This is a genomic window from Geodermatophilus sp. URMC 61 (assembly GCF_052931555.1).
Map to the genome: position 1 here is coordinate 5518654 of NZ_JBRFHZ010000002.1, position 13206 is coordinate 5531859.

General features: G+C 74.1%; 11 protein-coding genes and 1 pseudogene. 8 read left to right on the top strand and 4 right to left on the bottom strand.

Annotation, left to right across the window (positions count from 1 at the left end; genetic code table 11):
• Positions 1–85: 85 nt before the first annotated feature.
• Both ACU610_RS25965 and ACU610_RS25970 read left to right on the top strand, forming a co-directional pair.
• The gene (locus ACU610_RS25965; RefSeq protein ID WP_446770569.1) at positions 86–1705 is read left to right on the top strand and encodes an ABC-F family ATP-binding cassette domain-containing protein; all 1620 of its coding nucleotides are present in this window, start codon (positions 86–88) and stop codon (positions 1703–1705) included.
• 176 nt (positions 1706–1881) lie between these two features.
• The gene (locus ACU610_RS25970; RefSeq protein WP_446770570.1) at positions 1882–2280 is read left to right on the top strand and encodes a hypothetical protein; all 399 of its coding nucleotides are present in this window, start codon (positions 1882–1884) and stop codon (positions 2278–2280) included.
• Positions 2281–2412: 132 nt separating this feature from the next.
• On the opposite strand, the gene ACU610_RS25975 is transcribed toward ACU610_RS25970, so the two are convergent.
• The 4 genes and pseudogenes from ACU610_RS25975 to ACU610_RS25990 form a co-directional block, all read right to left on the bottom strand.
• Complete coding sequence (locus tag ACU610_RS25975; protein WP_446770761.1) at positions 2413–3075, bottom strand: oxidoreductase; 663 nt, start codon at positions 3073–3075, stop codon at positions 2413–2415.
• Positions 3076–3148: 73 nt separating this feature from the next.
• Positions 3149–3304, bottom strand: a pseudogene (locus ACU610_RS25980) (oxidoreductase); the annotation flags it as partial.
• 29 nt (positions 3305–3333) lie between these two features.
• Entirely contained in the window at positions 3334–4536 is a 1203-nt protein-coding gene (locus ACU610_RS25985; protein WP_446770571.1) for an MFS transporter, read from the bottom strand.
• A gap of 272 nt (positions 4537–4808) precedes the next feature.
• A complete protein-coding gene (locus tag ACU610_RS25990) occupies positions 4809–5990 on the bottom strand; it encodes an alcohol dehydrogenase catalytic domain-containing protein (RefSeq protein WP_446770572.1) in 1182 nt (393 codons plus the stop codon).
• A gap of 291 nt (positions 5991–6281) precedes the next feature.
• Here ACU610_RS25990 and ACU610_RS25995 point away from each other — a divergent pair, with 291 nt between their 5' ends.
• The 6 genes from ACU610_RS25995 (at position 6282) to ctaD (ending at position 13086) form a co-directional block, all read left to right on the top strand.
• A complete protein-coding gene (locus tag ACU610_RS25995) occupies positions 6282–7238 on the top strand; it encodes a M23 family metallopeptidase (RefSeq protein WP_446770573.1) in 957 nt (318 codons plus the stop codon).
• A gap of 215 nt (positions 7239–7453) precedes the next feature.
• Positions 7454–8413, top strand: coding sequence for a cytochrome c oxidase assembly protein (locus ACU610_RS26000; protein ID WP_446770574.1), 960 nt, complete (start codon positions 7454–7456; stop codon positions 8411–8413).
• A 182-nt stretch (positions 8414–8595) separates the two neighbouring features.
• Positions 8596–9108 (top strand): metallophosphoesterase family protein, encoded by a 513-nt coding sequence (locus ACU610_RS26005; RefSeq protein WP_446770575.1) that lies wholly within the window; start codon positions 8596–8598, stop codon positions 9106–9108.
• Positions 9105–10349 carry an MFS transporter gene (locus ACU610_RS26010; protein WP_446770576.1) on the top strand — a complete coding sequence of 415 codons (1245 nt, stop codon included), beginning with the start codon at positions 9105–9107 and terminating at the stop codon, positions 10347–10349. Before ACU610_RS26005 ends, ACU610_RS26010 begins: the two co-directional genes overlap by 4 nt.
• Entirely contained in the window at positions 10346–11212 is an 867-nt protein-coding gene (locus ACU610_RS26015; RefSeq protein ID WP_446770577.1) for a putative RNA methyltransferase, read from the top strand. Before ACU610_RS26010 ends, ACU610_RS26015 begins: the two co-directional genes overlap by 4 nt.
• A gap of 116 nt (positions 11213–11328) precedes the next feature.
• Complete coding sequence (gene ctaD, locus ACU610_RS26020) at positions 11329–13086, top strand: aa3-type cytochrome oxidase subunit I (protein WP_446770578.1); 1758 nt, start codon at positions 11329–11331, stop codon at positions 13084–13086.
• Positions 13087–13206 lie beyond the last annotated feature (120 nt).

A 13206-nucleotide genomic window follows, 5' to 3' on the forward strand; every position in this document is an offset into this window, starting at 1 on the left:
CCCCGGCGGCCGCTCGCCGCGGGACGACGGGCCGGCGCAGCCGGCCGCCGCGAAACCCGGTTGCCCCCGTCCGGACGATGACCGGGTGGGCTCAGTCGACGTGACCGGGGTGCGGCACACGCTCCCGGATGGGCGGGTACTGCTCGACGGCGTCTCCTTCCGGGTCGGTGAGGGTGCCCGTGCCGCGCTGGTCGGCGAGAACGGCGCCGGCAAGACGACGCTGCTGCGGATCGTCGCCGGGGACCTGGTCCCCGAGGCCGGGACGGTGGCCCGCAGCGGCGGCCTCGGGGTGATGCGCCAGTTCATCGGCTCGGTCCGCGACGACTCGACGGTCCAGCGGTTCCTCGTCGACCTCGCGCCGCCGGCCGTGCGTGCCGCGTGGGACGCGGTCGAGGCCGCCGAGCTCACCCTGATGGAGACCGACGACGACGCGGCGCAGCTGGCCTACGCCGACGCGCTGGCGCAGTGGGGTGACGCCGGCGGCTACGACGCCGAGGTCACCTGGGACACCGTGACCGTCGCCGCGCTCGGCCTCCCGTACGAGCGGTGCAAGTACCGCGAGCTCTCGACCCTCTCCGGCGGGGAGCAGAAGCGGCTGGCGCTGGAGGCGCTGCTGCGCGGGCCGGACCAGGTCCTGCTGCTCGACGAGCCGGACAACTACCTCGACGTCCCCGGCAAGCGCTGGCTCGAGGAGCGGCTGCTGGAGACCCGCAAGACGGTGCTGTTCGTCAGCCACGACCGGGAGCTGCTGGCGCGCGTCGCCGACCGGGTGGTGACCGTCGAGGGCGGCACGGCGTGGGTGCACGGGGGCGGGTTCGGCGACTACGCGCAGGCGCGGACGGCCCGGCACGAGCGGATGGCCGAGCTGCGCCGGCGCTGGGACGAGGAGCACGCCCGGCTCGTCGAGCTGGTGCGCACGCTGCAGCAGCAGGCGGCCAACTCGCCGGACATGGCCTCCCGGTACCGGGCCGCGCAGACCCGGCTGGCGAGGTTCGAGGCGGAGGGGCCGCCGCCGGAGCGGCCGCCGGCGCAGCAGGTCGCGATGCGGTTGCGCGGTGGGAGAACCGGCGTGCGCGCGGTCATGGCCGAGCAGCTGGAGCTCAGCGGCCTGATGCGGCCGTTCGACCTGGAGGTCTGGTACGGCGACCGGGTCGCCGTCCTCGGGGCCAACGGCGCGGGCAAGTCGCACTTCCTGCGGCTGCTGGCCGGCCAGGACGTCGCCCACACCGGCGGGTGGCGGCTGGGTGCCCGCGTCGTCCCGGGGTTCTTCGCGCAGACCCACGCGCACCCGGAGTGGCTCGACCGGACCCTGGTCGACCTGCTGTGGCACGGGGAGCCGGGTCGGCCGGGCGTCGACCGCGGCCGGGCGATGGCCGCGCTGCGCCGCTACGGGCTGGCCACGTCCGGCGACCAGACCTTCGGCACCCTCTCCGGCGGGCAGCAGGCGCGCTTCCAGGTGCTGCTGCTGGAGCTGTCCGGCGCCACCCTGCTGCTGCTCGACGAGCCGACCGACAACCTCGACGTGCTGTCGGCCGAGTCGCTGGAGGAGGCGCTCGCCGCGTTCGAGGGCACGGTGCTCGCCGTCACCCACGACCGCTGGTTCGCCCGCTCGTTCGACCGCTTCCTGGTCTTCGGCGCGGACGGCCGGGTATACGAGTCGACCGAGCCGGTGTTCGACGAGACGCGGGTGCAGCGCGCTCGCTGAGGGACCGCCAGCGGGGCGTCGTCGGCGGAGCGTCGGCTCCTCCTCGAGTTGAGCATGGGCTTGTTGCGCATCCCGGCGGCGTGTCCGTCCGTGTCGCTGGCAACGACCCCATGATCAACTGGATGAGCGGCGTCAGGCCGTCTTGACAGTCAGGTTGGCCTGACGGACGCTGGGGCATGGTCGACATCGACGCCCTCGACCGGGAGCACACGCTCGCCACCGCCGTCCAGCGCTTCGACGAGCTGCGCAGGCGGGACTCGCTGGCCGACCCGGACGCCCCGGACGGTCCCCGGCCGCTGAGCCGGGCGGAGGCGCTGGAGCTGCTCGCCCTCGGCGAGGTGATCGCCCGCAAGGCCGGACAGGGACGACAGCTGACCGTCCGGACGGCCCGCGGGACCGGGGCCTCGTGGGCCGAGATCGGGCAGGCCCTCGGCACCACCCGCCAGTCGGCGTGGGAGGCCCACCGCCGCTGGATCGACGGACAGGCCGCCCAGCGCGGCACCGTGGGCGCGATCGGCTTCGACGAGCACGACGCCGCGGCCGCCCGCGCCCTGGCCGGCGACCGCCCGCGCTGACCGACATCGACCGCCCGCCGGCCCACCGCGGGGTCGATCACGGGATCGTCGCCGTCCGCCGCGGCGTGTCCTGCCGTGTTGTCGGCGACAACCCCAGGATCGACCCGCGAGGGGGCCCGAGTGGGAGCGCGCTCAGGGAGTCGGGGTGCCGCCGATGTCGTCGAGCTCGTCGAGCTCCCGCGGGCCCAGCACGAGCATCCCGGCGGCCAGGTTCTCCTCCAGGTGGGCCACCGACGAGGTGCCCGGGATGAGCAGCAGGTTGGGGCTGCGGGCCAGCAGCCAGGCCAGCGCGACCTGCATCGGCGAGGCCTCCAGCCGCCGGGCGACCGTCTCCAGCGCCGCGGACTGCAGCGGGGTGAACCCGCCGAGCGGGAAGAAGGGCACGTAGGGGATCCCCTCGCGGGCCAGCGCGTCGATCACCGGGTCGTCGTGCCGGTGCACCACGTTGTAGTGGTTCTGCACGCACACGACGCGGGCGATCGACTGCGCCTCGGCCAGCTGCTGGGTCGTGACGTTGCTGACCCCGAGGTGCCGGATCAGCCCGTCGGCCTGCATGGCGGCGAGCGCCTCGAACGGCTCGGCCAGCGACCGTTCGACCGGATCGGCGAAGCCGGGCATGCGCAGGTTCACGACGTCCATGACGTCGACGCCGAGGTGGCGCAGGTTGTCCTCGACCGCCGTGCGCAGCTGCTCGGGGGCCAGCGCCCGGGGACACTCGCCGGCCGGGGTCCGCTCGGCCCCGACCTTCGTGACGATGGTCAGGTCCTCGGGGTAGGGGTGCAGAGCCTCGCGGATTCTCGTTGGTCACGTGTGGGCCGTAGTAGTCGCTGGTGTCGATGTGGTCGACGCCGAGCTCCACCGCCCGGCGCAGGACGGCGACGGCAGCGGCCCGGTCGGCCGGCGGGCCCACGACGTGCGGGCCGGCCAACTGCATCGCGCCGTAGCCGATCCGGTTGACCGCGCGGTCGCCGAGGGGGAACTGTCCGGAGCGGTCCGCGGTGGGGGTCGGGCGCGGGGTCGTCATGACGGGGCCCTACCCCGGCCGTCGTCCGGTCAGGCGGCGGTGCCGCACTCCACGGGGACGGCGTCCGCGTCGGCCGTCGTCGGCACCCGGTCGCGCCGGTCGGCCACCCGCACGACGACGGCGATCCCGGCGCCGACCAGCGCCAGGGTCGCCCCCACCCAGATCGGTGCGGTGTAGCCCAGGCCCCCCGACAGCACCGCCGCTCCCAGGGCGGCGCCCAGGGCGTTGGCCACGTTGAACGCCCCCTGGTTGGCCGCGGAGACCAGGCTGCCGCCGGGCACCCGCGCGGCCTCGATGACGCCATTCTGCACCACCGGGCCGAGCCCGAACGCCAGGGTGCCGAACAGCACCAGCAGTCCGACGGCGGCGACCGGGGTGCGGGCTCCGAGGGCGAACGCGGCCAGGACGACGGCCGTGCCCAGCAGGCCGACCGCGACGAGGGAGAAGCCGTAGCGGTCACCCAGCCGGCCGCCGACGAGCGTGCCCACGGTGGTGCCGATGCCGAAGAGCGCCAGCACCGGCGTCACCCACGCCACGGGCAGGCCGCCCAGCTCGGTGAGGATGGGGCTGACGTAGCTGTAGACGGCGAACAGCGCGGAGAAGCCGACCATCGTGAGGCCGAGCACCAGCCACACCCGGCCGCGGCGGAAGGCGGCCAGCTCGGTGCGCAGGTCGCTGGGCTCGCCCAGCTCGGCCGGCATCCACGCCAGCAGCCCGACGACGGTGACCAGGCCGACGACGGCGATGGCGCCGAGCACCAGCCGCCAGCTGGCCTGCTGTGCGACGAACGTGCCCAGGGGGACGCCGATGACGTTGGCCACGGTCAGCCCGGTGATCATCAGCGAGATCGCGCTGGTGGCCCGCTCGGGGGCGACCAGTCGGCGGGCGGCGACCGCGCCGACGCCGAAGAAGGAGCCGTGTGCCAGCGCGGTGAGCACCCGGGCGGCGGCGAGCGTCTCGTAGGTGGGGGCGAGGGCCGACAGCGCGTTGCCGACGACGAACAGCGCCATGAGACCGACGAGGGTCCGGCGCGGCGGGAACCGCACGCCGAGCGCGGTCAGGGTGGGTGCTCCCAGGACGACGCCGACGGCGTAGGCGGAGATGAGCATGCCCACCGAGGGCACCGAGACCCCGAGGCCGTCGGCGATCTCGGGCAGCATGCCCATGACGACGAACTCGGTGGTGCCGATCCCGAAGGCGCCGATGGCGAGGGCGAGCAGGGCGCGGGGCACGGGGCGACTCCAGGACGGTGCGGTTCCGGACGGCGGGGCCGGACTGCGTCGTCCTGCCGAGGGTGTTCCCCCTCGACCCTGCCAGGGTCCTTGGTCCCGTGCCCCGGCAGGCCGAGGTGCAACCGGTCACACGCCGGTCAGGCGGCCACCGGCTCCAGGACGTGGACCCGCGACGTGGACCCAGGACGTGGACCTGGCGCCGCCGGACGTCCCCGGCTGACCCGGGCGCGCGACAGGGGCCGGTCGCGGTGACCGGCCCCTGTCGTGTCGGGTCAGGGCTTGAGGAGGACCTTGACCGTGCCGTCCTTCTTCTCGCGGAAGTCCGCGTAGGCCTGCGGAGCCTGCTCGAGCGGGACGTGGTGGGTGGCGAAGTCGTCGACGCCCAGCGGGTCGCCCTCGGTGAGGATCGGCAGGATGTCGGGCACCCAGCGCCACACGTTGGCCTGGCCCATGCGCAGCTGGATCTGCTTGTCGAACATCCGCATGAGCGGCACGGGGTCGGTCGCCCCGCCGTAGACGCCCGACAGCGAGATCGTCCCGCCGCGGCGCACCGCGTCGATGGCGGTGGTGAAGGCGGCCAGCCGGTCGACGCCGACCACCTGCATGACCCGCTCCATGATGGCGTCGGGCACGACCGCGGTGGCCTTCTGCGCGATGCTCGCCAGTGGGGAGCCGTGCGCCTCCATGCCGACGGCGTCGATCACGGCGTCGGCGCCGCGGCCGGCCGTCGCGTCCTGGATCTGCTGCACGACGTCGTCCCTGTCCGTCGAGCGGATGACGTGAGTGCCCCGCGCGGCGGCCCGCGCGATCCGCTCCGGGACGACGTCGGAGGCGTACACGTTCTCGATGCCCAGGTGGTGGGCGACGCGGGTGCACATGTCACCGATCGGGCCCAGCCCCAGGACCAGCAGCGTGCCGCCGGGCGGCGTCGCCGCGTACTGCACCGCCTGCCAGGAGGTCGGCAGCACGTCGGAGAGGTAGACGAACCGGTCGTCCGGCAGCCCCTCGGGGACCTTGATCGGCAGCGTGTTGCCGAACGGGACCCGGAGGTACTCGGCCTGACCGCCGGGCACCTGGCCGTAGAGCTTGGTGTAGCCGAACAGCGAGGCGCCGAAGCCCTGCTCGCGGTTCTGCGTGGTCTCGCACTGGGACTGCAGGCCCTGCGAGCACATCCAGCAGGTGCCGCAGGAGATGTTGAAGGGGACGACGACCCGGTCGCCGGGCGCGACCGCGGTGACCTCGGAGCCGACCTCGCGGACGATCCCCATCGGCTCGTGGCCCATCACGTCGCCGACCGTCATGAACGGCGCCATCACCTCGATGAGGTGCAGATCGGACCCGCAGATGCCGCTCGAGGTCACCTCGACGACGACGTCGGTGGGTTCCTGGATCGTCGGGTCCGGGACGGTGTCCACCCGGACGTCGGCTCGGCCGTGCCAGGTCACTGCGCGCATGGGAGAGGGCTCCTCGGATCGACGTCGTCGGACTCGGACAAGGGCCTTCTGCCCCGACGTGATGTCCATCGCCCCTGTTTCGGGCTCCATGCGGCGTGTACTTCACGGTGCGCCAGGTCGGTGGGACGCTGCGTCGAACGACTGCCGTGGGATTTCGTGAGCTCGGTCACTGACCGTGCTCGTATTCCCACCCATTCAGATCACGATTCGGTCACGACGTGTTTACATGGCTCCCGTCCGCCTTCCCCCGGACACCGCACGACGACCCCGTCCCCTCCGGAAGTCAGGTGTATGAGCCAGCTCCACCACGACCGTCCCGCCCATGAGAACGAGACGGCCGAGCACACCGTCCCGACGCAGCGCCCGGGGGACGCGCCACCGTCGGACACCACTCCCCAGCAGCCGCGGCTCACCGAGGTCACCGACCTCGCCGACCTCACCCAGCAGGCCGAGGCCGCCGCCCGCGCCGGCATCGAGGACGTCCGTCCGGTTGCCGTCGTCACCGCCGTACGGCGGGGCCGCCGCCGCGGTCGCGGGATCCCGGCGCCGACCCGCCGTCCGGCCCTCTACCTGGCCGCGGCGCTCGTCGGGGCCACCGGTCTGGGCCTGCTCGGGGCAGGCGGCTCCGCCTCCGCCGGGACCGACGTGGCCGAGAGCTCCTCGATCAGCGTCGCCGACGAGCTGGGGCTCCACGCGGGGGCGCAGGCGGCGGTCCCCGAGGCCGACGCCGCCGCCCGGCTCGGTGAGCTGGCCGCCAGCCGCGCCGCCCGGGAGGCCGAGCAGGCCGCCGCCGCGCAGGCGCAGGCCGAGGCCGACCGGCTCGCCGCCCAGGCCCTCGCCGAGGCCGCCCGCCCCAAGGCGGTGCTGCCCGTCGACGGCGCCCGGCTGAGCAGTGGGTTCGGGTCCCGCTGGGGCAGGGTGCACGCCGGCCTCGACTTCGCCGCGCCCATCGGCACGCCGGAGAAGGCCGCGATGGACGGCGTCGTGCTCGAGGCAGGCCCGGCCAGCGGCTACGGCCTGGCGGTCTTCGTCCAGCACGACAACGGCGACGTCACCGTCTACGGACACATGGAGCAGATCCTCGTGTCGCCCGGCCAGGTCGTCCGCGCGGGCGACACCATCGCGCTGCTCGGCAACCGCGGCCGGTCCACCGGCCCGCACCTGCACTTCGAGGTGCGCCTCGGCGGCCTCAACGGCGAGAAGATCGACCCGGTGCCCTACCTGCGGGAGCGCGGCGTCCCGATCTGAGCCGGCCGACCGGCCCGTCCTCGGGCGCACCTCCGGCTGGCGGCGCGCGGAGATCCTCGGCGCCGCCGCCAACCGGCCGGCCTGGCGCTGCTGCACTCCGGTCGCTGCGCGTCCCTCGCCGTCCGCGGCGCACACCTCGAGGTGCTCGGCGGGGCGCCTGGTCGGGTCCCGGTGGGACAGTGGGGTCGCAGCGCACGGCAGGGCAGGAGGCAGCGGTGGACCACGGTCATCACTCGGGCATGTGGGTGCCCGCGGAGCCGCCGAGCTGGGGGCGGATGTTCCTGCCGCACCTCGACGGCTGGTCGTGGCTGGCGGTGCTGAGCCTCGTCGGGGTCGTCGGCTACCTCGTCGCGGTGGTGGTGCTCCGCCGCGCGGGCGTGGCCTGGCCGTGGTGGCGGACGGCGTCCTGGGTGGCCGGTTGCGTCGCCTTGTTCGCAGTGACCGGCACCTGGCTGAACGGCTACAGCATGGTGCTGTTCAGCGTGCACATGGCCCAGCACATGGCGCTGTCCATGGTGGTGCCCATCCTGCTGCTGCTCGGCGCTCCGGTGACCCTCGCGCTGCGGACCCTGCCGCGCGGCAAGCGGCTGGCCGGTGTCCCGCGGGCGCTCCTGCTCGACGCGCTGCACAGCCGGGTCGCCCGCGTCCTGTCGCACCCGGCGTTCACGCTGCCGCTGTTCGTGGCCAGCCTCTACGCGGTCTACTTCACGCCGCTGTTCGACGCGCTCATGGCCAACCCGGTCGGCCACCAGTTCATGCTGGCCCACTTCACGGTGACCGGGCTGCTGTTCTTCGGTCCGATCCTGGCCCAGGACCCCTGGCCCCGGACGGCGGGTCACGGCGCCCGGATGCTCGAGCTGCTCATCCCGATGCCGTTCCACGCCTTCTTCGGCGTCGCGATCCTCATGGCCGGCTCGCTGGTCGTGGAGACGTTCGCCAGCCCCCCCGCGGGCTGGGGCGTCGACGCGCTGGCGGACCAGAAGACCGCCGGGAGCATCGCGTGGTCCTTCGGCGAGGTCCCGACGGTCTTCGTCATGGCGCTGGTGCTGTTCGCCTGGATGGGGTCCGAGCAGCGGACGGCCCGCCGTCTCGACCGGGTCGCCGAGCGCACCGAGGACGCCGAGCTCGTCGCCTACAACGAACGCTTGAAGGCCCTCGCCGCGCGCGGGCGGTGACACCGTCGTCCCTGGCCCCCTCGCCCGACCTCCGCGGTGGTCAGGGCGTTGTCGCAGGTGACACGGCAGGACACACCGGTGCCGCCGACGACGACCCCATGATCGAACGCGGGGGAGCCGTGGGTCAGCCCACGTGGACCGGCTGCACAGCGGGGCCCGGGGGAAGGTGGCCGCCTGCAACCATGTCCCACGTGCCGGTATCCCTCGTGTTCACCGCGGACACGCACGTCCCGAAGCGGGCACGTGACCTACCTCGTGCCCTGTGGGCCGCGATCGACGCGGCGGACGTCGTCGTGCACGCCGGCGACTGGGTCGACGTCGCGCTGCTCGACCGGTTCGAGGACCGCGCCCGCCGGCTGGTCGCCGTCCACGGCAACAACGACCACGGCGCCCTGCGGGAGCGGCTGCCGGAGGTGGCCCGCGCCGCGGTCGGCGGCATCCGGCTGGCCGTCGTCCACGAGACCGGCGACAAGAAGGGGCGCGAGGCCCGCTGTGCCGCCCGCTTCCCCGACGCCGACCTGCTGGTGTTCGGGCACAGCCACATCCCGTGGGACACCACGGCCGACACCGGCCTGCGGCTGGTCAACCCCGGCTCGCCCACCGACCGGCGCCGGCAGCCGCACGGCACCTTCGTCACCGCGGTGGCCGACGACGGCGTGCTGCGCGACGTGGTCTTCCACCCGGTCGTGAGGTGACGGCGGCCACCGGCGCCAGCACGGGAGGCACGGCGCGCTGGCGCCACCTCGGGGTCAGCCTGGTCGGGCTGGTCGCGGCGTGCGCCGTCCAGAACGGGCTGCCGTTCCTCACCGTCGCGCTGCGCGAGGAGGGGCTCTCCCTCGCCGCGATCGGCCTGCTGGTCAGCGCGCCCACGGCCGGCCTGGTGCTCAGCCTGCTCGCCTGGGGTGCGGCGGCCGACCGGTACGGCGAGCGGCTGGTGCTGAGCGCCGGGCTCGGCGTCGCCGCGGTCGCCATGACCGGCGCCGCCGTGGCCGGCACCCCGGCGGCCACGGGGCTGTGGCTGCTGCTCGCCGGCGCCGGCAGCGCGTCGGTGCACGCGGCCAGCGGGCGGCTGGTGCTCGGCTGGTTCCCCGCCTCGCAGCGGGGCCTGGCCATGGGGGTGCGCCAGGCGGGGCAGCCGATCGGTGTGGGGATGGCTGCCTTCGCCCTGCCGCGGCTGGCCGAGGACGGCCCGGGGACGGCGTTCGCCGCGCTCGCCGCGGCCTGCGCGGTCACCGCCGTCCTCGTCGGGGTGCTGGTGCGCGACCCGGCGCGGCCCGAGCGGGGCCCGGGTGCACCCCGGGCGGCCTCGCCGTACCGCTCGCCGGTGCTGTGGCGGGTGCACGCGGCCAGCACGCTGCTCGTCGTCCCGCAGTTCGTGGTGGCGGCCTTCAGCTTCGACTTCCTGGTGCAGGAGGCCGGCTGGTCGACCGCCGGGGCGGGCACGCTGCTCGCGGTCACCCAGTTCGGCGGGGCGGCTGCGCGCCTCGGTGCGGGCGCGTGGTCGGACCGCGCCGGCAGCCGGGTGGGGCCGCTGCGCCTGGTCGCGGTGGCGGTGGCCGCCGCCGTGGGGGTGCTGGCCGCCGTCGCCGTCCTCACCCCGGACGTCCTGGCCCCGGCCGCCGTCGGCGTGGGCGTGGTCTGCTCCGCCGTCGTCACGGTGAGCCCGAACGGGATCGCGTTCACCTCGGTGGCCGAGCAGGCCGGCAGCGCCTGGGCCGGGCGGGCGCTGGGCGTGCACAACACCGTGCAGAACCTCTCGGCCTCCCTGACCGTGCCGCTGGTCGCGCTGCTCGTCGACAGCGGGCCCGGCTACCCGGCGGCGTTCGCGGCCGGCGCCGTGGCGGCGGCCCTGGCGGTCGGTGTGGTGCCGGGCCGGGCGGCCGAGGCGTCCGCGCGCGGCGCCCCACGGGTGGCCGACCCGGCGACCAGCCGGTGAGCCCCCGCCGACCGTGGCCCCCGGGAACGGTCGAACTGCTCGCCTGTCCGGTCTGCGGGGCGCCCCTGGCCGTGCGGGCCGACGACGCCGGGCTGGTCTGCCCGACCGGACACTCCTTCGACCGGGCGCGGCACGGGCACGTCACGCTGCTGCCGCCCGGGCACGTCCCACCGTCCGGCGACTCCGCGGCGATGGTCGCCGACCGGGTCGCCTTCCTCGCCGCCGGCCACTACGCCGGTGTGACCCGTGCGCTGGCGGACGCCGTCACTGCCGGGGACGACGGCCCGCCTCGCGCGCTGCTCGACCTCGGCGGGGGCACCGGGCACCACCTGGCCGGCGTCCTCGACCGGTCGCCCGGCGCGGTCGGGGTGGTCCTCGACTCCTCCCGGTACGCCGCTCGCCGCGCCGCCGGTGCCCACCCCCGGGCCCTGGCGGTCGTGGGGGACGCCTGGGCCCGGTTGCCGGTGCGCGACGCCGCCGTCGACCGGGTGCTGGTGGTGTTCGCCCCGCGCAACGGCCCGGAGACCGCGCGGGTGCTGCGGCCGGGCGGGCGGCTGGTCGTCGTCACCCCGGCCGCCGACCACCTGGCCGAGCTGGTCGACCCGCTGGGGTTGCTGCGGGTCGATCCCGACAAGGCCCGCCGGCTGTCGGCGACCCTCGAGCCGCACCTGCGCCCGGTCGCCGCGGCCGGGCACCGGGAGCGGCTCGAGCTGGACCGCGCGGCGGTCACGACGCTGGTCGGCATGGGGCCGCACGCCCGGCACCTGACGCCCGAGAGACTGTCGGCGGCCGTGGCCGGGCTGCCCGAGCGGACGCCGGTCACCGTGTCGGTCGACGTGACGACCTGGATCCGGGCCGGCTGACCGGACGCCCACCAGGTCACGGTTGGGTAACGGTCTCGGGGTCGTCGGGCCGCAGGGACCGGCGCGCCTCCGGCGTCGCCCTGAGGCGCGCTGCAGGAACCGTCTAAGCTGCGGCCGTGACGATCGCACCGGCGCCGATCGTGAGCCGGCCGAGCCCGGTTCACCAGGCGGAGAAGGGCTCGCGGCTCTCGAACCTGCTGCGGACCACCGACCACAAGACCATCGGCCTCATGTACCTGGCCACCTCCTTCGCCTGGTTCGTCATCGGCGGACTGATGGCATTGCTGATGCGCGGGGAGCTGGCCCGGCCCGGGCTGCAGTTCTTGTCGCCGGAGCAGTACAACCAGCTGGTCACGATGCACGGCACCGTGATGCTGCTGTTCTTCGCGACGCCGCTGTTCTTCGCCTTCTCGAACCTGATCATGCCGCTGCAGATCGGGGCGCCCGACGTCGCGTTCCCGCGGCTGAACGCCTTCTCCTACTGGCTGTACTTCTTCGGCGCGGCGATCGCGGTGTCGGGCTTCCTCACGCCGGGCGGCGCCGCCGACTTCGGCTGGTACGCCTACACGCCGCTGTCGCTGGCGACCCACAGCCCCGGCGCCGGCGCAGACCTGTGGATCGCCGGGCTGGCGGTGTCCGGTCTGGGCACCATCCTCGGCGCGGTCAACTTCATCACCACGATCGCCTGCCTGCGGGCGCCGGGCATGACGCTGTTCCGGATGCCGATCTTCACCTGGAACACGCTGGTCACCAGCCTGCTGGTGCTCTTCGCCTTCCCGATCCTCACCGCCGCCCTCTTCGCCCTCCTGGCGGACCGGCAGGTGGGCGCGCTGGTGTACTCGGAGGAGAACGGTGGGCCCATGCTGTGGCAGCACCTGTTCTGGTTCTTCGGCCACCCCGAGGTCTACATCATCGCGCTGCCGTTCTTCGGGATCATCACCGAGATCATCCCGGTGTTCAGCCGCAAGCCGCTGTTCGGCTACAAGGGCATGGTCTTCGCGACCATCGCCATCGGTGGTCTGTCGCTGACGGTGTGGGCACACCACATGTACGCCACCGGCGCGGTGCTGCTGCCGTTCTTCGCGTTCCTGACCTACCTGATCGCCGTGCCGACCGGCATCAAATTCTTCAACTGGATCGGCACCATGTGGCGCGGCCAGCTGACCTTCGAGACGCCGATGCTGTTCTCGATCGGCTTCCTGGTGACCTTCCTGCTCGGTGGCCTGACCGGCGTCCTGCTGGCCAGCCCGCCGCTGGACTGGCACGTCAACGACAGCTACTTCGTGGTCGCCCACTTCCACTACGTGGTCTTCGGGACCGTCGTGTTCGCCGCCTACGCCGGCGTGTACTTCTGGTTCCCGAAGATGTGCGGCCGGATGATGGACGAGCGGCTGGGCAAGCTGCACTTCTGGCTGACGTTCATCGGGTTCCACGGCACCTTCCTGGTGCAGCACTGGCTCGGTGGCGAGGGCATGCCGCGCCGGTACGCCAACTACCTGGCCAGCGACGGGTTCACCACCCTGAACACGGTGTCGACGATCTTCTCGTTCATCCTCGGCGCCTCCACGATCCCGTTCTTCTACAACGTGGCGAAGTCGTGGCGGTACGGCCGGCTGGCGCTGCGGGACGACCCCTGGGGCCACGGGAACTCGCTGGAGTGGGCGACGTCGTCCCCGCCGCCGCGGCACAACTTCGTGGAGATCCCGAAGATCCGCTCCGAGCGGCCGGCGTTCGAGGCGCACTACCCGCACCTCATGGAGCGCCTGCAGCGGGAGGCACACTCCGGCAAGCGGCACGAGCCCTACGCCGGCGTCAGCGAACTCGGTGGGACCGGCGGTCGCCGGCAGGGACCGAACGACCCCGACCCCACCTGAGGGAGGACCACCCTCTTCCCCACCCCTCGTCGAAGGGCCCCGTCCTCCCCACCCCTCGCGCGCTCGGGGTGGGACCCGGGACGGGGCCCTGGAGGGTGGCCGTTCCAGTTCGTCACCTCG

Bases quoted from the DNA above. Each gene is read 5' to 3' on its own strand.
- ACU610_RS25970 (WP_446770570.1), top strand. From the start codon at position 1,882: ATGGTCGACATCGACGCCCTCGACCGGGAGCACACGCTCGCCACCGCC.
- ACU610_RS25990 (WP_446770572.1), bottom strand. From the start codon at position 5,990: ATGCGCGCAGTGACCTGGCACGGCCGAGCCGACGTCCGGGTGGACACC.
- ACU610_RS25995 (WP_446770573.1), top strand. From the start codon at position 6,282: ATGAGCCAGCTCCACCACGACCGTCCCGCCCATGAGAACGAGACGGCC.
- ACU610_RS26005 (WP_446770575.1), top strand. From the start codon at position 8,596: ATGTCCCACGTGCCGGTATCCCTCGTGTTCACCGCGGACACGCACGTC.